The following is a 23,157-nucleotide window of genomic DNA, read 5'->3' on the forward strand; positions in this document are numbered from 1 at the left end:
ACCCCGACCTCGGCCTCATGGCTCAACCTCGTCGAGGGCCGGTTCGCGCTGCTGACGCGGCGCCAGCTTCAACGCGGCGTGTTCGAGACCACGGGCGATCTGGAGACCGCCATCCACGCCTACATCGATCAGACCAACGCCGAGCCAAAGCCGTTCGTCTGGACCAAATCAGCCGATGCCATCCTCGCCAGCGTCAAACGCTTCTGCCAAAGAATTTCCAACTCAGACCACTAGCCCCAAGGTGCCGGCTGCAGTCGTCATCGAAAAGATCGGCGTTTTTCTTGATTCATGATCTTCGACGATCCCGCATTCTTTAGGTCGTACCCGACAAGTCAGCCGGGGGTGGCGGGAGAACGACATCAACCCGGAGGGATTAACCGTTCGAGACATGCACCCACTGAGGTGCCCTAAAACTTCGATCAGGGAGGGATCATGAACGCTGAACCCGCGTCGAATCTGCTGCGGCGACCCGGTCCGCCCGAGCCCGTCCACCACGTCGATCCACCCCGGGCGTCCGACCCGCGCTTCACCGAGGTAGTGCCCTACCACGCCCGTCTCGTCTCGCTCTACGATCAGGCCGTCTTCAGCGAGGGGCCGACCTGGTGGCCCGCCCGCGACATTCTGGTGTGGTCGGACGTTGAGGGGCGCCGGGTGCTCGGCTGGCACGCCGACGGCTGCGTGCGGGTCGTCATCGACGCAACCCCGTTCATCAATGGCAACACGGTCGACCGGGACGGCAACCTAGTCCACTGCGAGCACGGCAACCGCCGCCTGTCACGCACATCCCCGGACGGACACTACGAGGCCCTGGTCGAGACCTACGAGGGCCGCCGGTTCAACGCTCCGAACGACGTGGTCTGCGGCGCCGACGGCGCCCTCTGGTTCACCGATCCAGCCTATGGGCTACGGCTACCCAGGCAGGGGGTGCTGGCCGCGTCCGACCTGGGCCATCACAGCGTCTACAGATTTGACCCGGCGGACGGCTCCGTCAGGCGCGTGGCCGACCTCGGCCAGCCGAACGGGCTGGCCTTCTCGCCGGACGGGCGCACCCTGTACGTCAGCGACACTTCACGGACCGAGGGCGGCGACGGGCACACGATCCACGCCTACGCGGTCGTGGATGACCGAACCCTGGGCGAACCGCGGGTCTTTGCCGAGGTCGAGCCCGGCGTGCCGGACGGCGTCCGCGTGGACCATCGCGGCTGGATCTGGACGAGCTCGGAGGCAGGGGTCCAGGTCCTCTCTGCGGAGGGGCACCGGCTCGGACTGATCCCGACGCCTCAGGTGTGCTCCAATCTCTGCTTTTCCCCGGAGCAGCAACGGCTGTTCATCACGTCCAAACAGCACCTCTACGCCCTGGACCTCGCCGCCCAGTAGATCGGGGAGAGATCACGGCATCGTCAGAATGCTTCGGAAACTCGCAGGAACCGGCCTTCCCATGCGAGGTTGGCCTCGGACTAAGGAAGCCGTGTGCCGGTACACGCAGGCTCCATCCCATGCCGCCCCCGACCACGTTCGCCAAGCGGGCGGCACCGATACCTATTTCCGAGGATCCGCCATGGCCGAAGCCGTCGCCGACTTTTTCTGGAAGCGCCTGGCCGAGTGGGGGGTGAAGAAGATCTTCGGCTATCCCGGCGACGGCATCAACGGCCTGCTCGGCGCCCTCCAGCGCAACGACCTGCCGTTCGAGTTCATCCAGGTCCGCCACGAGGAGATGGCGGCGTTCATGGCCGCGGCCTACGCCAAGTTCACTGGCGAGGTCGGCGTCTGCATGGCGACCTCCGGTCCCGGCGCGACGCACCTGCTCACCGGGATGTACGACGCCCATCTCGACCACGTGCCGCTTCTCGCCATCTGCGGGCAGCAGGCGCGCAACGTCAACGGCGCCCACTACCAGCAGGAATTCGACCTCACGAGCGTCTTCAAGGACGTCTCAGCCTACGTGCAGCAGGCGTCCTCGCCCGCGCAGGTCCGCCACATCGTCGACCGCGCCATGCGGATCGCCAAGGCCGAACGGAAGGTCTCGGCCATCATTCTACCGAACGACCTGCAGGACGTTCCCTACGAGGAGCCGGTACGCAAGCACGGCAACACCTTCTCCGGGGTGGGCTACACCGCCCCGAAGGTCGTGCCGTTCGACGCCGATCTGCGCCGCGCCGCCGACGTGTTGAACGCCGGCAAGAAGGTCGCGATCCTGGTCGGCGCAGGCGCCTTGCACGCGACCGACGAGGTGATCGCGGTGGCGAACAAGCTGCAGGCCGGCGTCGCCAAGGCGCTGCTCGGCAAGGCAGCCCTGCCCGACGACCTGCCCTTCGTCACCGGCACCATCGGCCTGCTCGGGTCCAAGCCCTCGTCGGATATGATGGAGGATTGTGACACGCTGCTGATGATCGGATCCGGCTTCCCCTGGGCCGAGTTTCTGCCGAAGGAGGGGCAGGCCCGGGGGGTACAGATCGACATCTCGCCGGAGATGCTGTCGCTGCGGTACCCGATGGAGGTGCCGCTATGCGGCGAGTCCGCCGAGACCTTGCGCGCGCTGCTGCCGCTGCTCGACCAGAAGAAGGAGGGCGGCTCCTGGCGCACCGGCATCGAGAAGGGGATGGTCTCATGGTGGAAGGAGGCCGAGGACCGGGCGATGGCCAAGGCCAGCCTGGTCAACCCGCAGCGGGTGACCTGGGAGCTGTCGCCGCGCATGCCCGAGCGGGCGATCATCACCTCGGATTCCGGGTCCTGCGCCAACTGGTTCGCCCGTGACCTCAGGATGCGCCGCGGCCAGATGTGCTCGCTCTCCGGCGGCCTCGCCTCCATGGGCGCGGCGGTCCCCTACGCCATCGCCGCCAAGGTCGCGCATCCCGACCGGCCGGTGATCGCGCTGGTCGGCGACGGCGCCATGCAGATGAACAACATGGCCGAACTGATCACGGTCTCGAAGTACATGCACCGCTGGTCGAACAAGACCTGGATCTGCTGTGTGTTCAACAACGAGGATCTGAACCAAGTCACCTGGGAGCAACGGGTGATGGAGGGCAACCCGAAGTTCGAGGCGAGCCAGACCATCCCGAACGTGCCCTACCACAAGTTTGCAGAGCTGATCGGCCTGAAGGGCATCTACGTCGACGATCCGGAGCGCATGGGGGCGGCCTGGGAAGAGGCGCTGGCGAGCCCCGTGCCGGTGGTGCTGGAGGTGAAGACCGACCCCGAGGTGCCGCCGCTGCCGCCGTTCTTCACCTTCCAGCAGGTGCAGAACTTCATGTCGATGCTCGGCAAGGGCGACCCGAAGGAGCGCCACCTCCTCGTCGACACCGCGCGTCAGGTGCTGAGTTCCGTCCTGCCCGGCAGCAAGTAGGACGGCTTCCACGGCATGCGTGACGATCCGAGGATCGGAACGGTGCGGGCGCGAGCCTACACCGTTCCCACCGACGCGCCGGAGGCGGACGGTACCTTCGCCTGGGACAAGACGACCATCATCGTCGTCCACGTCGAGGCCGGTGGTGAGACCGGCCTCGGCTACAGCTACACCGACGCCAGTGTCGCGCGCTTGATTGTAGGCACGCTCGCATCGCGCCTTACCGGGTTGCCCGCCTTCGACATCCCGCGGGCCAATGCCGTGCTGTGGGGCGCCGTGCGGAACCTCGGGCGCTCCGGGCTCGCCGCCACGGCGATCTCGGCATTGGACACCGCCCTGTGGGACCTCAAGGCACGCCTCCTCGACGTATCCCTGGCGAGCCTGTTCGGGCAGGCGCGGGAACACGCGGAGATCTACGGAAGCGGCGGCTTCACGAGCTACGACGACCGGCAGTTGCGCGAGCAGCTTGCCGGGTGGATCGAGCGGGATGGCTGCCGATCGGTGAAGATGAAGGTCGGCAGCGCTCCCGAGCGTGACCCAGCCCGCATGGCGGTCGCGAAGGCGGCCATCGGCGATGCGAGCCTGTTCATCGACGCCAACGGCGCTTTCACCCCAAAGCACGCCATCGGCGCCGCGCAGGTTGCGGAGCGGTTCGGCGTCGCGTGGTTCGAGGAGCCCGTGTCCAGTGACGATCCCGCGGGGATGGCTTCCGTCCGCGCCTCGGCGCCTGCCGGCATGGAAATCGCCGCGGGCGAGTACGTCTATACACTGGACGACTTGCGTGGGCTGCTCGACGTGGGGGCGGTCGACGTGGCCCAAGCGGACGTAACCCGCTGCGGCGGTTACAGCGGGTTCCTGAAAATAGCGGCCTTATGCGAAGCGGCGCATTTGGACCTGTCCGGCCACTGCGCCCCCGCCTTGCACCTCCCGGTGGCGGTTGCGGCTCCCCGCTTCCGACACCTCGAATGGTTCCACGACCACGTCCGCATCGAGCGGATGCTGTTCGACGGGGCGCCCGCACCGCGCGATAGCGTGATCACCCCCGATCTGACCCGGCCGGGACACGGCCTCACCCTCAAGACCCGGGATGCCGATGCCTATGCCGTCTGATCGCGGCCCACCCCCGCCGAAACGTCAACATGCGCCAGGCATGAAGCGGCGCGTCGCACCTGTGAGAGTTGAGGCGGCCGTCCACCCGGTGGTGGTCCTCGCCGCGGTGGCGGCGGGGGCCGGTTTGCTGACTTGGTTCGCCGCCGGGCGTTCCAAGCCCCTAGGTCACGCCGCCGGCGGCCGCAGCTACAGCCCGCGGGGGCGCGAGGTCACCGCGAGCGCGGCACAGCGCCTGAACCACGCCTCGACGATGCTCGCCGCCTCGGTCCTGTTCGATTCCGGCCTGGAGCACTACCGCGGCCAGTTCTTCAACCGGGCGATGTACACGCCCATCGTCGTGTCCAGCGTCACCCTGGCGGCGTCCCTGCACGGGGCCGGCGACACCGACCCCGGCAGCTCCCGCGTCCGGCACGGGGTGCAGGCGCTCGCCGGCCTGACAGGGCTGATCGGCTTCGGCTTCCACGCCTACAACGTCGGCAAGCGCGAGGGTGGGTATTCCTTCCAGAACCTGTTCTATTCCGCCCCCATCGGCGCGCCGATGGCGCTGACGCTGGCCGGCGTCCTCGGGGTCATCGCCGAGCGCGTGCGCGACGCCGACCCCGACGAGCCGCGGCTCGGTGGCTTGCCGGCGGGGCGCTCCCTTGCAGTCGCCACGGCGGGCATGCTCGCCGGCACGACCCTGGAGGCCGGGCTGCTTCACTTCCGGGGTGCTTTCCAGAACCCGGCGATGTTCGTTCCCGTCACCCTGCCGCCGCTTGCCGCCGCCCTTCTCGTCCGCGCCGCGACCAAACCGGAGGGAGCGAGTCAATCGGGCGCCAAGTGGGGGATGTGGGCGGTCTCGGCGATGGGCGTCGGTGGCGTCGCGTTCCACGGCTACGGCGTCGCCCGGATGATGGGCGGCTGGTCCAACTGGCGCCAGAACCTCATCGACGGGCCGCCTCTGCCGGCCCCGCCCTCCTTCTCGGGGGTGGCGCTCGGGGGGCTCGCGGCCCTCGAACTCATCGAACGCAGCCGCTTCCGCTTCTGACCCGAAAGAACATCATGCGTCCGAGACTGGACCTTTATCCGGGCTACGACGTGCTCGCGAAGCGCGACGGCCCGTCCTGGAACGCCAAGACCCGCGAGGTTTTGGAGGAACGGCTCGCCATCGGGCCGGAGACGCGCCGCTTCTTCGACGAGGCCGAATGGTCGACGATGAAGTCGCTGGCCGAGCGGATCGTCCCGCAACCCGCCGACCGGGGGGATCCGGTTCCGGTGGCCGCCCTCGTGGACCACAAGCTCGCGACCGATACCCGCGACGGCTACCGCAACGCCGAAATGCCCGGGGAGCGCGAGGCATGGCGCCTGGGACTGCGCGCCCTCGATGCCGAGGCACGGGCACGGTTCGGGGCACGCTTCCACGAACTCGGCGCCTGGGCGCAGGACGAGCTTCTGAAGCTCGCCGAGAAGGGTGACCTGACCGGTGCGGTCTGGGAGGGCATGCCCTCGAAGCTGTTCTTCCACCAGCGCGTCCTCGCCGATGTGGTCAAGGCGTACTACGCCCACCCCACGGCCTGGAACGAGATCGGCTGGGGCGGCCCGGCGAGCCCGCGCGGCTACGTGCGCATGGATTTCGACCGTCGCGACCCCTGGGAGGCCGCCGAGGCCAAGCCCGGCCGCGAGGACGAGGCTTACCAAGAGAACCTCCAGGTTGGCCGATAAGGATACCCTCGTCGATGCGCATCCCCGGCCTCGGCAACGCCGCCGACAACCCCAAGCACATCACGCCCGGCGACGACCCGGAGCACTATCCCCGCGCCCGCGACGGCCGCGCGCCCAACGTCATGCGGATCGGCGAATGGGTGCCGATGCGCCAGCACCGGGACGAGGAGGAGGTCGACTTCGCCATCGTCGGCACCGGCGCGGGCGGCGGCACCCTGGCCTGCCGGCTCGCGGAGGGTGGCGTGTCGGTGGTGGCCTTCGACGCCGGACCGTATTTCCGGCCGCTGGAGGATTTCGCCTCGGACGAGAGCCATCAGTCCAAGCTCTACTGGACGGACGAGCGCATCGTCGACGGCGAGAACCCGCTGCAGATGGGCTCGAACAATTCCGGCAAGGCGGTGGGTGGCTCGACCGTCCACTACGCCATGGTCGCCCTGCGTTTCCGACCGGAATGGTTCAAGACCCGCACCCTGATGGGCTACGGCGCCGATTGGCCGCTCGATTGGCGGGAGATGTGGCGCTACTACGATCAGGTCGAGGATGACCTGAAGATCTCCGGTCCGGTCTCCTATCCCTGGGGTCCGCACCGGCGGCGCTATCACCGCCGCGCGCACGAGATCAACGCCGCCGCCAAGGTGCTGGCCCGGGGCGCGGAGGCGATGGGCATCGACTGGACGCCGACGCCGCTGGCCACAGTCTCGGCGCCGCACGGCGACGCACCGCCTTGCGTCTACCGGGGCTTCTGCACGCTGGGCTGCTCGACCAACGCCAAGCAGAGCGTGCTCGTGAGCTACCTGCCGCGCGCCCTGAAGGCGGGCGCCGAGATCCGCGACCTCGCCATGGTCGGGCGGATCGAGACGAGGAATGGGCGCGCCATAGGCGTCCACTACTTCCGCGAGGGGCGCTGGCGCTTCCAGCGGGCCAGGAACGTCGTGGTGGCGGGCTACGCCATCGAGACGCCGCGGCTCCTCTTGAACTCGGCGAACCAGGAGTTCCCGGACGGCCTCGCCAACTCGTCGGGCCTCGTCGGCAAGAACCTGATGGTCCAGGGCAACCAAGCGGTCTGGGGCGTCTTCGACGAGGAGATCCGTAGCTACAAGGGCCCGCCATCACTGGCGATCAGCGAGCACTGGAACTACGACGACAAGGGTCACGGCCCCTTCGTGAAGGACTTCTTCGGTGGCTATTCCTACATGAGCCAGGGGCCGCTGCCGCAGCTCTGGGCAAACACACAGGCCTCGGCGCACGGCCTGTGGGGGGAGGCGCTCGTCTCGGAGATGCAGCGCTACAACCACGTCGCCGGGCTCAAGGTCGTCTCCGAGTACATGCCGCAGGAGCGCAACCGGGTGACCCTCGCGGACGTGAAGGATCAGTACGGGTTACCGGTGGCGCGCATCACCTACTCCTGGTGCGACAACGACAAGGCGTTGAACCGGCACGCGCTCAAGTTCATGCGCGAGGCCCTGTCAGTCGCGGGCGGGCGCGAGGTTTGGGACCAGGGTGATGACACCTGCCACCTGAACGGCACCGCCCGGATGGGGTCCGGCCCGCGGACCTCGGTGGTGGACGCCGATTGCCGGTCCTGGGACATCCCGAACCTGTACGTCTGCGACGGTTCGGTCTTCCCGACGGTTGGGGGGGTCAATCCCTCGCTCACGATCCAAGCGGTCGCGTTGCGTACGGCGGACCGGATACTCGCGAGGAGGCGGTGACCGGCTTCGCGTGTCGATGACGCAAATTCATACGCCGGTGATGGCTACGCGCCGAACTATAGGTACGGTTGCCGGGCCTACGGCTACGGTTACTGAGGCATTGCGGAGTCATCGGAGGTTTGAGGCCAAATCGTCAGGATGGAAACGAAAGGGGCGACTGACAGCCCCTCGGTCGCCATTTTCCGTATGTGGATGGGGCCATCGTTCTTGTAGTTCGCGCCAGGAGACCTGCGACCGTCCATCGCTTATGCGGGTGATCCGATGCCCGCCTTTCCCGAAAAACACGCCTTCAATCTTCGGCGCGTGCCGGAGGCGAAGACAGCTTGCGCCGCAACTCCCCCAACGCCTCATCGCCTTTCCCGAGATTCAGGCCCATGCCTCTGAGAATCTCGCCCGCCTTCGTAAACTGGACATCTGGGTAGGCGACGATCTCCAGGCGGTTGCCCCAGGGGTCGAGGAAGTTGAATGGGCGGTCCAGGACCTTCGCACCCGCTTTCTCGGCGAGTTCCATGACGCCGGTCCGATCGTCGACGACGAGTCCGAAATGCCGCTCCGTGTCGGCCGGCTGTTCCCGACCGGCCGACAGGACGAGGAACTGGTCGCCCATGTCGAGGAAGGCCATGACCGTGCGGCCTGCCTCATCCTCATGGGTGCCCCGGAGCTCGAACGAGAACACGGCCCGGTAGAACCTGAGTGCCTCCCCGATATCTCCGACCTCAAGCGCGACGTGGTTCAGCCCGACGAGGCGAGGCTTCGAGGTGGTCATGAGCTCATCTCCCGCATGGATGCCGAGTGCGCGCGCGCGCGTCGTCGACGGCGCGTCGCCGAACGTAGGGCACCGTCGACCTGGGCGGCGGAATAGGGCTTCCGCACCAAGTCGAAGCCGTGGGCGTCGTCCTGCGCCAGCACGTGGCTGTAGCCGGACGTCAGGACCACCGGCAGGCCGGGGTGAGTCTCCCGCAGCCGCTTCGCCAGCTCGAAGCCGCCCATTCCCGGCATGACGACGTCCGAGAACACCGCGTCGTAGCGGGACGGCACCGCCTCGATCTCCGCGAGCGCCGCCTCCGCGGTCTCCGTCAGGATCGCGCCGTAACCCAGGTCGTGCAGGATCTGCGCGCAGAAGCGCCCGATCTCCACGTTGTCCTCGACCACCAGGATACACCGGGCCTCGTCGTCGGCCTGTGCGTCGTCATGGACGGCGTCCTCGACGACGTCCATGACCGCCTCTTGGCCCTGCGGCAGGTACAGCGTGAACGTGGTCCCATGACCGACGACGCTCGCGACGTCGACATCGCCGCCGGACTGCTTCGCGAAGCCGATGACCTGGGAGAGGCCGAGGCCCGTGCCCTTGCCGACCTCCTTGGTGGTGAAGAACGGCTCGAAGATGCGGGCCACGTTCTCCGCCGCGATTCCCGAGCCGGTATCGCCGACGCCGAGCGTCACGAACGGCGTCGACAGGCCAGCGTGGCCGCGGATCGCCGGCTTCTCCCTGCCGCAGGACAGGGTGAGGGTCAGCGTGCCCTCGCCGTCCATCGCGTCGCGGGCGTTCACTGCGAGGTTGACGATGGCGGTGTCGAACTGGCTGGCGTCGGCGTGCACGAAGCAGGGGCACTCGGGCTTGGTCGTCACGACGCGGATGCGGGCCCCCGTCAGGGTGTCCAGCATCGTGGCCAGACCGACGAGGCGGGAGCCGACGTCGAAGGTCTCGGGCCTCAGCGGCTGCCGCCGGGCGAAGGCGAGGAGCTGCCCGGTGAGCTTCGCCGCCCGGTCCACGGTGTCGGACACGGCGTCCATGTACCGAACACGCCGTTCCTCCGGCAGGTTCGGCCGGCGGAGGAACTCGACCGACGACCGGATGATGGTCAGGAGGTTGTTGAAGTCGTGGGCCACGCCGCCGGTAAGCTGCCCGATGGCCTCCATCTTCTGGGCCTGGATCAGGGCGTCCTGCGCCTGGGCGAGGTCGCGGGTCCGCTCCTCCACCCGCCGTTCAAGCGCCTCGTTCATGGCCTGGAGAGCATCCCTGAGCCGTCTCTCTCCGACGATGCGCCGCTCGACGTCACGCGCGAGGCGGAGGGCGAGCGCGGCGAGGCAGATCGCGAGCACCGTGACGAGGAGAGCGGTCCCGGTCTCGGGCTCCAGCAGGTTCGAACGGACGGCGTAGATCTCCAGCGCCCCGAGCAGCAGCGGTGCGACCACGACGGCCGGCAGGAGGACACGCGCGACCTCGCCGCCGCGGAGTACGGTCGCGACCCACGGCCCGTGCGGCCTGGAGAGCAACACCCCGGCCGACAGCAGGCCCAGGGCCAGGGCGCTGAGCAGCGACATGCGCGAGAACGGGCCGCCCTGGTGGAGGGCGCCGACCCCGTAGACGTAGCCCAGGCCGCCGACGGCGGCGGCGACGAAGGCGAAGGCAGCCGCCGCCACGCCGAGGCGGGTGAATGTCCGGCCTCGCGCGTCGCCGAGGATGATACCGGCCGCGGCCCCCAGGACGCAGGCCACGGTCGCGAGCGACATCCCGTTGTCCGGCCCGAGCGGGCCTGACACGAGCCGCTGCAGCCAGTCGTCGAGCCGGAAACCGTGCGGACTGGCGTACTGGATGCCTCCGCCGCCGGCCACCGCGACGGCGACGACGGCGAGCCAGCGGCCCACAGACCTGTCGACCTCTCGCCCCTCGGGCTGGGCCGAGAGCAGCAATGAGACCGACAGGATCAGCACCGCGAGGGCGGTCAGCGCCACCATCGGCGCCTCGCCCGGTAGGATCGTCGTCAGGAGAGGCAATCGGAACGCCCAGCCCGAGGCGACAGTGATCGAGACCGCAATCCCAAAGTAGGCAAGCGCCCGGGACATGGCCCTTGCCCTTGCCGCGGGACCCGCCGCAGCCGTGTCGTCCGCTCGTCGAGGACCCTGTGCCAACTCTATTCCCGTCCGTAGCCTGGCCTTGGGAGAACGCACCGGCCCACGCGACGTTCGCGGTCGCGCCTTCTTGGTGCCGCGGTTGCCCGAATCCCCCAGATCCGGCCGGGGAGGAAGCCGTCCCCTTGTCGGTGGCGAGGCAACAGAAGGAAGGTTAGTCCGCTCCATTCAGTAACAGGCCAGTGCAGGTCAAGCTGCTCAGCTTCCGGTCCGCTCCCGTCCGTGATGCCAACAGGGTGTGGAACGCCAACAACCCCATTCATGCCCGGGACCAGATTATTCCCGCCCCCTGAAACCTTCCGCGGCGAGCCTCCGTACAGGTCGGGGTACGCCCGGCCAGGGCGTGGCGCGGGGTCTCGCCCCGGCGCCCGGAGAGTTGCGCCCATAGGCCACCAATCAAAGAAATTAATTCGATAAATCAGGAACTTGTGACGTATTTCCCTTCTTGCCCCACTGTGCGGAAGAAGAATTTTACCCTGTAAAGGAGATACCGAATGAAGATCACCACCCTCGCGCTCGCCGCCGCGGTCCTCGGAAGCCTCGCGCTCGGAACTGGCGCCGCCTCGGCCGCCCCGATGGGCCCGAACGGCCTTCAGGCCGGCCCGGCAGGCATCACGCAGGTCCGCATGACGCACAGCGAGCGCATGATGATGAAGAAGCGCATGATGCATAAGAAGATGATGAAGCGCCGGATGATGAAGCGGAAGATGATGATGAACCGCATGTAAGCGGCCATCACGAACGCGGCGGCCCGACCCTCGGTCCGGTCGCCGCGCCCCTCGGTCCTCGGGACGAGCCGCCCTTGTGCCCAGCACCTACCTGACGCGCTCCGCCCCCGACACCGGAGAGGTCGAGCATCGGCGCTGGATGTTCAGGCACCCCGCCGTCATCCGGATCACCCACTGGGTCAACGCCCTGTGCCTGCTCGTCTTGCTGATGAGCGGCCTGCAGATCTTCAACGCCCACCCGGCCCTGTACTGGGGCAAGGTCTCGACCTTCGATCACCCGCTGCTGTCGATGACCTCGACTGACGACGACCCGCCCAAGGGCGTCACGACCTTGCTAGGCCACAGCCTCGACACCACCGGCTGGCTAGGCTCCTCGCCCGGCGCTGATGGCGAGCCGGCCGACCGCGGCTTCCCCTCCTGGCTGACGCTTCCCAGCGATCAGGACCTCACGGGAGGGCGCTCCTGGCACCTCTTCTTCGCCTGGGCCTTCGTCCTGAACGGCGCCCTGTACCTCCTGTACGGGCTGCTGAGCGGCCAGCTTCGCTTTCGCGTCGTCCCGCAGCGCGACCAGGTCCGGCATTTCGCCGCCTCGGTGTGGGAGCACGTGACCCTGCGTTTCCCGCAAGGCGACGAGGCCAAGCGCTACAACGTCATCCAGAAGCTAACCTACGCCATCGTGCTGTTCGTGCTCTTGCCGATGCAGGTGCTGGCCGGGCTGGCGATGTCTCCAGCCATGGACGTGGCGTTCCCGTTCCTCCTGACCCTGTTCGACGGGCGGCAGTCGGCCCGCACGGTCCATTTCGTCGTGGCGGCCCTGCTGGTTCTGTTCGTGGTCGTCCACGTTGCCTTGGTCGTGCTCTCGGGGTTCTGGAACAACATGCGCGGCATGCTCACCGGCTGGTTCGTGATTGAGCGCAAGGTCGAGCCCGCATCGGCGGACCGCGCGGGAGACCGGGCGTGACCCGGAAGCCCAGCCGACGCTCCCTCCTGCTCGGCGCCACCGCCGCGGCCGGAGCAGCGATGCTCGGAGGCTGCGACCGCCTCGGCGAGGCCGACTGGTTCCGGCGCACGCTCAAGACCGGCGAGGACGCGAACCTGTTCGTGCAGCGGCTGCTCCTCACGGAGCGAACGCTCGCGCCCGAGTACGCCGAGGCCGACATCTCGCCGTGGTTCAAGCCGAACGGCACCGAGGATCCGCCGGACCGGGCCTACAAGGCGCTGGAGCGGCGCAAGTTCGCGGACTACCGGCTGGAGGTGGGCGGCCTCGTCGAGATCCCGCTGAAGCTTTCCCTGGCCGAGTTGCGCAAGCTCCCTTCCCGGACGCAGATCACCCGGCATGACTGCGTCGAGGGATGGAGCTGCATCGGCAAGTGGACCGGCGTGCCACTGTCCGAGATCCTGGACCGGGCACGGCTGAAACCGCAGGCGCGCTACGTCGTGTTCCGTTGCGCCGACACGATGGACCAGGGCGAGGACGATGGCGTCGTGGAGGACGGGACGGAGGACGCCTCGTCCGGCGGCAACGCCAACCCCGCGATGACGAAGCAATCGGGCGGGGGTGAGGACAAGCGGGATTCCGGAGGCCAGCAGGCCGCCGAGGGAAGCTCCACTGGCAATGACGCGCCCATTCGCTACTACGAGAGCATCGACCTCGTGGACGCCTTCCATCCCCAGACCATCCTCGCCTACGAGCTGAACGGGAAGACCCTGCCCGTGGCGAACGGCGCTCCCCTGCGGCTGCGCCTCGAACGCAACCTCGGCTACAAGCAAGCCAAGTACGTGATGCGCATCGAGGTGGTGGAAAGCTTCGCCGACATCGGCGAGGGCAAGGGCGGATACTGGGAAGACCAGGGCTACGCTTGGTACGCGGGAATCTGACCCGCTGCGGCGATCAGGGGTCGGCGCATGCGCGGGAGACTAACTCTCGGCGATGAGATCCTTGATGCGGGTGGCAAGGGTTTCCAGCACGGACGGCTTGGTCAGGACCTGCATGCCGGGGCGCAGGTAACCGTTCCCGAGCATGGCATTTTTTTGCGTAGCCGGTGATGAACAGCACCTTGAGATCTGGGCGACGCTCGCAGCCGGCATCGGCCATCTGGCGCCCGTTCATACCCCCTGGCAGACCGACCTCGGTGACCAGCAGGTCGATGCGCACGTCCGACTGCAGCACCTTGAGGCCGGCGACGCTGTCGGCCGCCTCGATGGCGGTATAGCCGAGATCCTCCAGCACCTCGGTAACCAGCATCCGCACCGAGGGCTCGTCGTCGACGATGAGCACCGTCTCGCCCTGGCCCGCCTGTTCCACCTCGGCGAGCCTGCGCGCGACCTCGTCCTCGTCGGCCTCGCCGTAGTGCCGCGGCAGGTACAGGCAGACGGTCGAGCCCTCGCCGACCTCGGAGTAGATGCGCACCTGCCCGCCGGACTGCTTGGCGAAGCCGTAGACCATGGACAGGCCGAGGCCCGTGCCCTCGCCGGTGGGCTTCGTCGTGAAGAACGGCTCGAACACCTTGCCGATCAGGTCCGGGGCCATGCCGGTGCCGGTGTCGGTCACGCAGACGCCCAGGTACTGGCCGGGCGCGAGGTCGTGCTGGCGGCCGCCGGCCTCGTCGATCCAACGGTTGGCGGTCTCGATGGTGATGCGGTGATGTCGGACGGCGGCATGGCACTCGCAGGACGCGGCTTCCGCGCGTGCACGGTCCGGCAGCGTCAGGCGCCGGTGGCCGATCTCGATCAAACCCTCCCGATGTATGCGCCCGAGCACTTCCGTAAGGTAGGCGCGGCGCACCCGAGCATGTCGGCTAGGATCTCACGGGACACCGGTAAGTCGGGCGTGCCGAGGCGGTCCTGCCGGGTCAGGAGCCAGCGCAGGCAGCGTCGCTCGATGGTATGGGCGGCGTTGCAGGCGACCGACTGCAGCACCTGCGCCAGCAGGCAGTCGGCGTAGCGCACGAACAGGTCGCGGATGGCCTTCGAGGCCTGCTTGGCCTCGGACAGGCGCGCGGCGTCGATCCGGACGACCGGGCCGCCGACCTGGACCGCCTGCCCGAACGCCGGCAGGTATCCATGGCTGACGACGCCGCGCATGACGCCTTCGCGACCGACTGTGGCGGTCTCGACGGACTTTCCGTCCATGAGCGGCACAACCAGGATGACGACGCAGCCGTGAGCCGGAAAGGCGACGTGGCTGACGTCGTCGCCGGCACGGAACAGGACGTCGCCCCGTTCGACCTCGCGCCGCTCGGCGTGCAGAGCCAGCAGGTTGCGGTCGTCGGCATCGAGGGCTTCGAGCAGCAAGTTGCCGTCGATGGTCGATGAAGGGCGGATGTTCACGGGGGGATGGTCGCAGCGCTGGTCGTTGGGTTGCGCACTAGCGGATTTCCTGGCGCGAAGAAGTCCGATACCTGACGAGTGGAGCCAAAGTCGTCCAAGGAGGCGCGACTTTTTCCCGGGGCGACGGACGTTTCGTCACCTCCGAAAGGCCAGGGGCGTTGGAGGAGTTCAGGAAGTCGATGCGGCGGAGGCGGGGACCTGTCTGGCCATGAGCGGTGCAGGCAGACGGAACCGGAAGGTCGTGCCACGGTCGACGGCGCTCGTCACGGTCAGCACGGCGCCCTGTCGCTCGACCAGGTCCCGACACAGCAGCAGGCCGAGCCCGCTTCCCCGCTCGCCAGCCGTGCCGTTCGTGGTGGTCCGCCTGTCCAGCCGGAACAGGTCGTCGACCTTGCCTGGCGGCATGCCGACCCCGGTGTCCGTAACGGAGATCTCGACGTCGTCCCAATCCTGGCGGCCCGTGACGGAAATGGTCCCGCCGGGCAGCGTGAACTTGACGGCATTGCCGACGAGATTGCGCAACACCGTGGTCAGCATGTCCCGCTGTGCGCGAACGATGATCCCGCCACAGGAAACCTCGATCTTCAAACCCTTGTCCGAGGCGGCCTCCGCCGCGCCGCGCACCACCTCACTGGTCACGGCGTCGAGGTCGACGTCGGTCAGGGTGACCGCCATCGTGTCCATCTGCAGGCTCGCCCAGGAGAACAGGCTTTCCAGAAGGGCGTAGGCTTGCGTCGCCGCCTCGTGGATGCCCTTCGCTCGCCGTTCGATGGAGGCGGGGTCGCGGGCCGCGACAGCCTTGCCCAGCACCTCCGACAGCCCGAGGAGGGCCTGGAACGGGTTGCGCAGGTCGTGGGCGATGATCGAGAACAAGAGGGACTTCTGCCGGTTCAGCGTGTCGAGTTCGAGGGATTTCGCCTCGGCCTCCCGCCGCGCGGCGGCAAGCTCCGCCTGAAAGGCCCGCCTCGCTTCGGCGTAGCGGATAGCCCTGGCTAGGCCGGACGGCGTGACCTCGGCCTTGTCGAGGTAATCCAGCGCGCCGGCCCGCATCAGCCGTGTCGCGAGCTCCGGGTCGGCCTCGCCGGTCAGCATCAGCACCGCCCGCGCATCGCCTTCCGCCGCGAGCAGGGTCTTGAGCAGTGCGAAGGTATCAATACCCGGAAGGCGGTAGTCGAGCAGGACGCAGTCGAAGGCCATCTCGGCGGCGAGGCGCTGGCCTTCCTCGCCACCCGACGCCTCGGTCAGCGTATGCATGAGCCCGGACTTGCGCAGCGCCCGGCGCACGGCCGCACGGTCGACCGCATCGTCGTCGATCAGCAGGATGCGGGTCGGATTCGTCACGGGTCGACTATGCAGGAAACTCGACGACCTTCCAGTAGTGCTCCAGCAGCGCCACCGCCTCCATGAAGGTGTTGGCCGGGTCCCGCTTCACGATGTAGCCGGCGACGTTGTGGCCGTAGGCACGCATCCGGTCCTCGTCGGCCTTCGACGTGGTGATCATGAACACCACCGCCGAGCGCAGGTCCTCGTCGGCGCGCACCGCCTCCAGGAACTCGATGCCATTCATGCGTGGCATGTTCAGGTCGAGCAGGATCAGGTGGGGCTTGGGCAGACGCTCGCGCCCGTTCTGGCCGCGCAGGATCTCCAGCGCCTCGATGCCGTCGCGGGCGACCGTGATCGGGTTGCCGATCTTACTCTTTTTGAACGCCCGCTTCAGCCCCTGCACGTCGACCTCGTCGTCGTCGACCAGCAGGATGTTAACCGTCGATCCCATCCGCCCGTCCCTTCCGGCCGTCGAGCGGCCACGTGAAATGCACCGCCAGCCCGCGCCCGTCCGGCCCGTCGGCGAGCCAGACCTTCCCGCCCTGACGGTCTACCAGCTTGCGCACGATGGCGAGCCCCATGCCGCTGCCCTCGACCTCGTCGCGGGGCTTGAGCGTCTGGAACATGCCGAACACGCGCTCGCGGAACTGTTCGGGAATGCCGGGGCCGTCGTCTGTCACGACGAACTCGACCACGTCCCCTGCCGGCCTCGCCTCGACCCGGATGTGCCCCTCGGCCGGCCGGTCGTGGTGCTTGATGGCGTTGCCGATGAGGTTCTGCAAGGCCTGGGTCAGCGGTGCACGCGCCGCCTGTAACGTCGGGAGGGACGCATCTGCCGTGATGGCGAAGCCTTCTGGAGGGCTTACCAGCACGGCGAGCTCATCGACGAGGGACTTCGTGTCCACCGTGTCCATCGTCGCATCAGCCCGCCCGGCCCGTGAGTAGGCCAGCAGGTCGTCAAGCAGGCTGTCCAGCCGGCGCACACGGCTTTTCAGCAACTCCATGTTTGTCTGGACGTCGCCGGTCAGCGAGCCTTCCAGGTCCTCCTCGATCCACCCGACAAGGTTCTCGATGCCGCGCAGGGGCGCCTTCAGGTCGTGGGAGGCGACGTAGGCGAACTGCTCCAGTTCCTCGTTCGAGCGGCGCAGGTCGATGGCGTGACGGGCGAGGCGGCGCTCCAAGCCCTTGCGCTCGGTGATGTCGGTGTTGGTGCCGAACCAGCGCAGGATGGCGCCGTCCGGACCGCGGTAGGGTGCGGCCAGCGACAGGAACCAACGGTACTCGCCGTCGGTGCCGCGCAGCGGGAAAGTGTCCTTCCACGGCTCGCCGGTGCGGAACGCCTCGCTGATGAGTGCAACGACGCGCTCGACATGGTCGGGATGGTGGACGTCGCGCCAGCCCCAGCCGCGCATCTGCTCGATGGTGGTGCCGGTGTAGTCGTACCAGCGCCGGTTGTACCAGATGATGTCGCCGTTCGGCTCGGCGACCCAGGCCATCTGCGGCAGCGCGTCGGCGAGCGCGCGGAAGTCGTCCGCCGTCAGGTTCGCGGCTCGCTCCACGCAAGCTCTCCTTGGTCGATAGATTGGCGGGGAAGATGACGCCCGCCCACTTCGGTATAGGCGTGACGCCCCATGCCGTGACAAAGCGGTGGCGGCAAGGCCTGTCGTAGCGTGATTGAATTGACTAGCCGTGGTCGCGTCGACATCTCCGCGGCAGCGGGCCCGGCTCACTTGGACCGCGAAGCGACGTGGATCGGGATGCACGACGGGGAATACGGTTTGATGCGCCGCTTGCTGGACGAGGCCGTCGGGCGTGAGTTTCATGCCGACGCCCTGGTGGACCTGGCGGTATGCAGGCCCGGGGACATCCACGTTCCAACCTTGTGCGTACTGGTTCGCAGCCAGCGCATCCGCGCCATGGAGTTGCGCGGTAATGCGGCCGCCCTGCTTCGACCGCGAGGCGTCGGCGGAGTCCCGGTCATGGCTGAGGGACGCCCGTCGCTCGCGGGGCAGGCAACGCTGGGTCAGCTCCCGCGCAGCCTCGGCAGGTCGCGGCTTGGGTGTCGGGGATGACCGACCTGCCGAGCGCATCGCTCGTCGATGAGCACCGTAGCCGCCCCCCGTTCGGTCGGTCACGGAGAGGCGGCACACAACTCAGCTGCGGGCGTCGCCGTCCCGCATCTGGCCTGTCGGCTCCTGGACGTGGGCTTCGAGGAACCACAGTTGCTTGTCGACGGCGCGGGACACTTCCGTGAACAGGTCGGCGGTGTCGGGGTCTCCCGCCTCATCGGTCTCGTCGATGTTCTCGCGCACGGCGTTGGCGTACACGGCATAGCTGTCTATCAGCGCGGCGATATGGTCAGCGATGGCATAGATGCCGGTCGGGTAGGCGGGGAGCTTGGTCGATCCCGCCACGACCTGCGCCGTTCCCAGGGCCGTACCGCCGAGCTGAACCGCCCGCTCCGCTACCTTGTCGTTGAGGTCGCTGATCTCGGCACGGAAGCCGTCCAGCATCAGGTGGATGCCGATGAACTGCGGTCCCTTCAGGTTCCAATGGGCCTGCTTGATCGCGAGGGCGAGGTCGATGCCGTCGGCCAGCCGTGCGTTCAGCGCCTCGATGGAAACCCTTTTGGCGTTGGAATTGGTGTTGTTGCGGGTCTGGTGAGTACGCGGGGTGCTGCTCGTGGCCATGCCTGTGCTCCACTGTGTCGAGGCGGCAATAGCGGGGCGTGGAGGAGGTTCCCTCGGTCGGAGCCAGCCCTGCCGGGTTCGCGGGCCCGCATCGTCCAGGATGCATTGGTCCAACGCGGGCTCGTTGCACCGGTTGAGGTGGTTGTTCGGTCCAGGGTTTCGCAGACATCGAGCTTGTACTCCTCCGGGGGAGGACCCAGGACACGGAACTCACGTCGAAAGGCAGGCTTCCCAACTATCGGTCCCGCCGTGACACAGGGTGGGCCTCTCGAAAGATGACGGAAGGGAACAGATGGATCTTGGCATCAGGGGGCGGGTCGCGGTCGTGACGGGGGCCAAGTCGGGCATGGGCCGCTCGACCGCCGAGCATCTCTTGCGCGAGGGCGCCCACGTCGTCCTGACCGACAAGGAAGGCCCCGAGCTGCAGGCCACGGCCAACGAACTTGTGGTGTTGGGCCAGGTTCGCGCTGTCGAGGCCGACCTGAGCACGGCCAAGGGGATCGACGTGCTCGCCGCCTTCGCCAACATGGCCTTCGACGACAAGCCCACCATCCTCGTCTGCGCCGCAGGCATCACCGGGGCGTCGGGGGACTTCCTCGAATTGACCGACGACGACTGGCTTGAGGCAATTCAAACTGATCTCATGGCCGGAGTGCGCGCGACCAGGGCGTTCATCCCACACATGCGCAAGGCCGGCTGGGGCCGGGTCGTGCTGTTCTCCTCCGAGGACGCCGTGCAGCCCTACGTCGAGGAACTGCCGTATGCCGCGGCCAAAGCGGGCGTCCTGAACCTCGCTAAGGGACTGTCCAAGGCCTACGGGCCTGACGGCGTACTCGTGAACGCGGTCGGGCCGGCCTTCATCGCCACGCCGATGACCGACGCCCAGATGGAGAAGAAGGCGAGGGAGAAGGGCATCTCCTTTGACGAGGCGGTCCAGGTGACGCTGGACGAGGAGCGCCCCGGCATCGTCGCCAAGCGCCGCGGACGCGCGGAGGAAGTCGCCGCCGCAGTCACGTTCCTCTGTTCGGAACACGCCAGTTTCATCACCGGTGAGTTCCTGCGGGTCGACGGTGGCTCGGTCATGACCATGGGAGCTTGAGGCGCTGATAAGCCTGTCTCGGACCGGACGAAGTCGCTGCAGCTCTGAGACGACCTGAGCCGTCAGCCCGGTTAGGACTGCCTTTCGGCGATCCTGCGGCCGGCTACGGGAAGCGGCTGGTAGAGTCAGGTCCCACGCGTCGTGCGGTGGGCTGGGGCTGGTCTCAGAGCAAGCACCTGCTTCACATGCCCCTGTCCGTATGGAAGGCAAGCTGCGGCACCGGCGAGGTGTTGTGCAGCCGGCGGCAGCACGGACGACCTCTCCGGTGCGAACGGTCTGGCCGTTTGCCGTTCCGGTCTCGACTTCTCGGTTTAGGATTGGGCCAGCGACCTTCCGGATACTTCCGCGTTGTCCCTCGCTGTCGAGCGTAGGGCAAGGCGATGGGAAACGACATTGAATCCGGCGAAGTCCCGCCGGTGACCGAGGACATCGGCCTGCCGACGCCTCCCAGCCCCGGTCGGTTGCCCCCGCCGCACCTGCCTCCGCCCGATCCGAACCAGGGCGGGAGGGGTCAAGAAGGCGACGAACCCGCACCAACTGCCGGTGGCAAGGCGTGACAGGCCGTCCGATTGCCCGGCCCACCATCACGGGCGATAGCCGCCGCATGTGGCTACTCCTATCGATCTTCCGCTCGCCCGCTCCCGGCGGCGACTTCCGCCGCCGAGGAACGAGCCCTTGCCGGAATGCCCGCCGCGCCGCGATAGCGGGGTCCGACCCGGCGTGATCGATCCGTTCCAGTTCCTCCCCTCCGGCGGTGTCACCGGCGCCGAGATCCGTAAGCGCGACTGGTCGAGCACTCCGCTCGGACTGCCCGGGACCTGGTCGCCGGCGCTCAAGGGCACGCTGGCGCAGATGCTCGCGTGCCCCACGGCGATGTTTCTCGCTTGGGGGCCCGATCTCCTGTGCTTCTTCAACGACGCGTACCGGCCGATCCTCGGCTACCGCGGGGACACGGCGCTGGGACGTCCTTTCCGGGAGGTCTGGGCCAGCATCTGGGACGAGATCGGCCCGCTCGTCGCCACGACGCTGGCCGGCGAGGGCACCACCGTCACCGACATGCCGCTCGACCTCTCGCGCGACGGCAGGCCGGAGCGGGGTTGGTGGTCCTTCACCTACTCGCCCGCCTTCGACGAGGCCGGAGAGGTCGCCGGCCTGTTCTGCGTCACCGCGGAGACGACCGCCCGCGTCGTCGGCGAGGCGGCGCTCCGGGAGAGCGAGGACCACTACCGGCACACGGTCGAGCTGAACCCGCAGGTGCCCTGGACCTGCGACCCGGAAGGGAACGTCACCTCGTTCTCGAACCGGTGGCTGACGCTGACCGGCCAGGGGCCGCGCGAGCCCTACGGGTCCGGCTGGATCAAGGCGGTCCATCCCGAAGACATCCCGTCGACGGTCACGGTCTTCACGGCCTGCCTCGCCTCGGGCGACACGGTCGACGTCGATTACCGCCTGCGCATGGGCTCGACAGGCGAGTACCGCTGGATGCGCGCCCGCGCCCAGCCGCGCCGGGACGGGACCGGTAACATCGTCTCCTGGTACGGCGTCGTAGAGGACATCCACGACCGCAAGCTCGCCGAGCGCGACCTGCGCGAGCTCAACGCGCACCTGGAGCGCCGCATCGAGGAGGCGCTCGCCCAGCGCAAGCTCTGGGCGGACGTATTCGAGATCACCGACGCCCTCGTCTGCGCCCTCGACCCGGAGTTCCGGCTGCTCGCCCTCAACCGGGCCTACGCCGACGAGTTCGAGGCCATCTACGGCATCCGGCCCCAGGTCGGCGACGACCTGATCGGCCTGCTCTCGCACGCCCCCGACCAGCAGGCCCAGGCGCGGGCCGTCTGGTCCCGGGCGCTGACGGACGATGCCTTCACGCTGGTCGAGGAGTTCGGCGACCCCGACCGCAAGCGGCCCTACTACGAACTCGCCTTCACCCCGCTGCGCGATGCGGACGGCCGACGCATCGGCGCCTTCCAGTACGCGACCGACGTGACCCAGCGGCTGCGCGACCTGGAGCAGCTCGCCAAGGCGGAGGAAGCCCTGCGCCAAGCCCAGAAGATGGAGGCCGTCGGGCAGTTGACCGGCGGCGTCGCCCACGACTTCAACAACCTGCTGACGATCATCCGCTCGTCGATGGACCTGCTGCGCAAGCCCGACCTGCCGGAGGAGCGGCGGCGACGGTACATCGACGCGGTCTCCGATACGGTCGACCGGGCCGCCAAGCTCACGGGCCAACTCCTCGCCTTCGCCCGCCGCCAGTCGCTGATGCCCGAGACGTTCGACGTCGGCGCGCGCATCGCCTCGACCGCGGACATGCTGTCTTCGGTCACGGGCGCCCGCATCCGGGTCGTCGTCGAGGTCCCGACGGCGGCCTGCCACGTCTTCGCCGACCCGACCCAGTTCGACACGGCGCTGATCAACATGGCGGTCAACGCCCGGGACGCGATGGACGGCGAGGGCACGCTGACGCTGCGCCTCGAATGCCGCCGTGGCCTGCCCGAGATCCGCGGGCACGCCGGCACGCGCGGGCCGTTCGTCGCGGTCTCCGTCATCGACCAGGGTACGGGCATTCCCCTGGCGACGCTCCCCCACATCTTCGAGCCGTTCTTCACGACCAAGGGCATCGGCAAGGGGACCGGCCTCGGACTCAGCCAGGTCATCGGCTTCGCCAAGCAGTCCGGCGGCGACGTCGACGTCGCGAGCGAACCCGGCCGGGGGACGGCCTTCACCCTGTACCTTCCCCAGGTCGACGCCCCCGCAGCGGAGGCGCCGCACGGAGGGACGGCGGCGTCCGACGGCCGGGCGCTGCGTATCCTCGTCGTCGAGGACAACCTCGATGTCGGGCGGACCTGCACGCAGATCCTGGAGGAGCTCGGGCATTCCACGGTCTGGGCAAGGAACGGCGAGGAGGGCCTCTCCGAGATCGAGCGCGACCCGGACCGGTTCGACGCGGTGTTCTCCGACGTGGTGATGCCGGGAATGGGCGGCATCGCGATGGCCCACCGCATCAGGGCGATGCTCTCGGACCTGCCCATCATCCTCACGTCCGGCTACAGCGACGTGATGGCCCGGGAGGGCACGCACGGCTTCGACCTCGTGCGTAAGCCCTACTCGGCCGCGCAGGTCGCGGAGGCCTTCCGCGCGGTGCCGGGCCGGTCGGCGACCGGCCCGCGCTAGGCCCGGGCGAGGCGACGACCCCGGGAGGGCGCGG

18 protein-coding genes and 2 pseudogenes are annotated in these 23,157 nt (G+C 68.2%); 12 read left to right on the top strand and 8 right to left on the bottom strand.

The genetic code is table 11. The features are described from left to right. From ME121_RS14795 to ME121_RS14825, 7 genes and pseudogenes are all read left to right on the top strand, one after another. Positions 1-234: pseudogene (locus tag ME121_RS14795) on the top strand (IS630 family transposase); the annotation flags it as partial. A gap of 198 nt (positions 235-432) precedes the next feature. Then, a complete protein-coding gene (locus ME121_RS14800; protein WP_059409066.1) occupies positions 433-1,377 on the top strand; it encodes an SMP-30/gluconolactonase/LRE family protein in 945 nt (314 codons plus the stop codon). A gap of 181 nt (positions 1,378-1,558) precedes the next feature. Continuing rightward, complete coding sequence (locus tag ME121_RS14805) at positions 1,559-3,346, top strand: thiamine pyrophosphate-requiring protein (RefSeq protein ID WP_059409067.1); 1,788 nt, start codon at positions 1,559-1,561, stop codon at positions 3,344-3,346. 15 nt (positions 3,347-3,361) lie between these two features. Further along, positions 3,362-4,456, top strand: coding sequence for an enolase C-terminal domain-like protein (locus tag ME121_RS14810; protein ID WP_059409068.1), 1,095 nt, complete (start codon positions 3,362-3,364; stop codon positions 4,454-4,456). Positions 4,457-4,496: 40 nt separating this feature from the next. Then, a complete protein-coding gene (locus ME121_RS14815; RefSeq protein ID WP_246753125.1) occupies positions 4,497-5,483 on the top strand; it encodes a hypothetical protein in 987 nt (328 codons plus the stop codon). 14 nt (positions 5,484-5,497) lie between these two features. Continuing rightward, complete coding sequence (locus tag ME121_RS14820; protein WP_059409069.1) at positions 5,498-6,157, top strand: gluconate 2-dehydrogenase subunit 3 family protein; 660 nt, start codon at positions 5,498-5,500, stop codon at positions 6,155-6,157. Positions 6,158-6,171: 14 nt separating this feature from the next. Continuing rightward, on the top strand, positions 6,172-7,869 hold the full coding sequence (locus ME121_RS14825; protein WP_059409070.1) for a GMC family oxidoreductase: 1,698 nt from the start codon (positions 6,172-6,174) through the stop codon (positions 7,867-7,869). A gap of 289 nt (positions 7,870-8,158) precedes the next feature. Here the strand turns inward: ME121_RS14825 and ME121_RS14830 are convergent, their stop codons facing one another. Then, on the bottom strand, positions 8,159-8,635 hold the full coding sequence (locus ME121_RS14830) for a VOC family protein (RefSeq protein WP_059409071.1): 477 nt from the start codon (positions 8,633-8,635) through the stop codon (positions 8,159-8,161). Next, the gene (locus ME121_RS14835) at positions 8,632-10,716 is read right to left on the bottom strand and encodes an ATP-binding protein (RefSeq protein ID WP_059409072.1); all 2,085 of its coding nucleotides are present in this window, start codon (positions 10,714-10,716) and stop codon (positions 8,632-8,634) included. The genes ME121_RS14830 and ME121_RS14835 overlap by 4 nt, the downstream gene beginning before the upstream one ends. Before the next feature lie 560 nt (positions 10,717-11,276). Between ME121_RS14835 and ME121_RS14840 the strand changes: the two genes are divergently transcribed. From ME121_RS14840 to ME121_RS14850, 3 genes are all read left to right on the top strand, one after another. Continuing rightward, entirely contained in the window at positions 11,277-11,510 is a 234-nt protein-coding gene (locus ME121_RS14840) for a hypothetical protein (protein ID WP_059409073.1), read from the top strand. A gap of 76 nt (positions 11,511-11,586) precedes the next feature. Then, on the top strand, positions 11,587-12,471 hold the full coding sequence (locus ME121_RS14845) for a cytochrome b/b6 domain-containing protein (protein ID WP_245337899.1): 885 nt from the start codon (positions 11,587-11,589) through the stop codon (positions 12,469-12,471). Further along, a complete protein-coding gene (locus ME121_RS14850) occupies positions 12,468-13,388 on the top strand; it encodes a molybdopterin-binding protein (protein WP_059409074.1) in 921 nt (306 codons plus the stop codon). Before ME121_RS14845 ends, ME121_RS14850 begins: the two co-directional genes overlap by 4 nt. Positions 13,389-13,427: 39 nt before the next feature. On the opposite strand, the pseudogene ME121_RS14855 reads toward ME121_RS14850, so the two are convergent. From ME121_RS14855 to dps, 6 genes and pseudogenes are all read right to left on the bottom strand, one after another. Continuing rightward, positions 13,428-14,151 (bottom strand): annotated as a pseudogene (locus ME121_RS14855) (ATP-binding protein); the annotation flags it as partial. Positions 14,152-14,240: 89 nt separating this feature from the next. Continuing rightward, entirely contained in the window at positions 14,241-14,840 is a 600-nt protein-coding gene (locus tag ME121_RS14860; RefSeq protein ID WP_179240032.1) for a Crp/Fnr family transcriptional regulator, read from the bottom strand. 168 nt (positions 14,841-15,008) lie between these two features. Next, positions 15,009-16,181 (bottom strand): hybrid sensor histidine kinase/response regulator, encoded by a 1,173-nt coding sequence (locus tag ME121_RS14865; RefSeq protein WP_059409075.1) that lies wholly within the window; start codon positions 16,179-16,181, stop codon positions 15,009-15,011. 7 nt (positions 16,182-16,188) lie between these two features. After that, positions 16,189-16,614 (bottom strand): response regulator, encoded by a 426-nt coding sequence (locus ME121_RS14870; protein ID WP_059409076.1) that lies wholly within the window; start codon positions 16,612-16,614, stop codon positions 16,189-16,191. Then, on the bottom strand, positions 16,598-17,722 hold the full coding sequence (locus ME121_RS14875; protein WP_043074863.1) for a sensor histidine kinase: 1,125 nt from the start codon (positions 17,720-17,722) through the stop codon (positions 16,598-16,600). The genes ME121_RS14870 and ME121_RS14875 overlap by 17 nt, the downstream gene beginning before the upstream one ends. Before the next feature lie 594 nt (positions 17,723-18,316). After that, positions 18,317-18,853 carry a DNA starvation/stationary phase protection protein Dps gene (dps, locus tag ME121_RS14885; RefSeq protein WP_043074865.1) on the bottom strand — a complete coding sequence of 179 codons (537 nt, stop codon included), beginning with the start codon at positions 18,851-18,853 and terminating at the stop codon, positions 18,317-18,319. 292 nt (positions 18,854-19,145) lie between these two features. Here dps and ME121_RS14890 point away from each other — a divergent pair, with 292 nt between their 5' ends. After that, on the top strand, positions 19,146-19,952 hold the full coding sequence (locus ME121_RS14890; protein ID WP_059409078.1) for an SDR family NAD(P)-dependent oxidoreductase: 807 nt from the start codon (positions 19,146-19,148) through the stop codon (positions 19,950-19,952). Positions 19,953-20,672: 720 nt separating this feature from the next. After that, positions 20,673-23,123 carry a PAS domain-containing protein gene (locus tag ME121_RS14895; protein ID WP_059409079.1) on the top strand — a complete coding sequence of 817 codons (2,451 nt, stop codon included), beginning with the start codon at positions 20,673-20,675 and terminating at the stop codon, positions 23,121-23,123. Positions 23,124-23,157: the final 34 nt, after the last annotated feature.

The sequence above is a fragment of the Methylobacterium sp. ME121 genome (assembly GCF_000974725.1).
Taxonomy (GTDB): Bacteria; Pseudomonadota; Alphaproteobacteria; order Rhizobiales; family Beijerinckiaceae; genus Methylobacterium; species Methylobacterium radiotolerans.

Bases quoted from the DNA above. Each gene is read 5' to 3' on its own strand.
- ME121_RS14840 (WP_059409073.1), top strand. From the start codon at position 11,277: ATGAAGATCACCACCCTCGCGCTCGCCGCCGCGGTCCTCGGAAGCCTC.
- ME121_RS14890 (WP_059409078.1), top strand. From the start codon at position 19,146: ATGGATCTTGGCATCAGGGGGCGGGTCGCGGTCGTGACGGGGGCCAAG.
- ME121_RS14815 (WP_246753125.1), top strand. From the start codon at position 4,497: ATGAAGCGGCGCGTCGCACCTGTGAGAGTTGAGGCGGCCGTCCACCCG.
- ME121_RS14870 (WP_059409076.1), bottom strand. From the start codon at position 16,614: ATGGGATCGACGGTTAACATCCTGCTGGTCGACGACGACGAGGTCGAC.
- ME121_RS14800 (WP_059409066.1), top strand. From the start codon at position 433: ATGAACGCTGAACCCGCGTCGAATCTGCTGCGGCGACCCGGTCCGCCC.
- dps (WP_043074865.1), bottom strand. From the start codon at position 18,853: ATGGCCACGAGCAGCACCCCGCGTACTCACCAGACCCGCAACAACACC.
- ME121_RS14830 (WP_059409071.1), bottom strand. From the start codon at position 8,635: ATGACCACCTCGAAGCCTCGCCTCGTCGGGCTGAACCACGTCGCGCTT.
- ME121_RS14825 (WP_059409070.1), top strand. From the start codon at position 6,172: ATGCGCATCCCCGGCCTCGGCAACGCCGCCGACAACCCCAAGCACATC.
- ME121_RS14805 (WP_059409067.1), top strand. From the start codon at position 1,559: ATGGCCGAAGCCGTCGCCGACTTTTTCTGGAAGCGCCTGGCCGAGTGG.
- ME121_RS14820 (WP_059409069.1), top strand. From the start codon at position 5,498: ATGCGTCCGAGACTGGACCTTTATCCGGGCTACGACGTGCTCGCGAAG.
- ME121_RS14835 (WP_059409072.1), bottom strand. From the start codon at position 10,716: ATGTCCCGGGCGCTTGCCTACTTTGGGATTGCGGTCTCGATCACTGTC.
- ME121_RS14810 (WP_059409068.1), top strand. From the start codon at position 3,362: ATGCGTGACGATCCGAGGATCGGAACGGTGCGGGCGCGAGCCTACACC.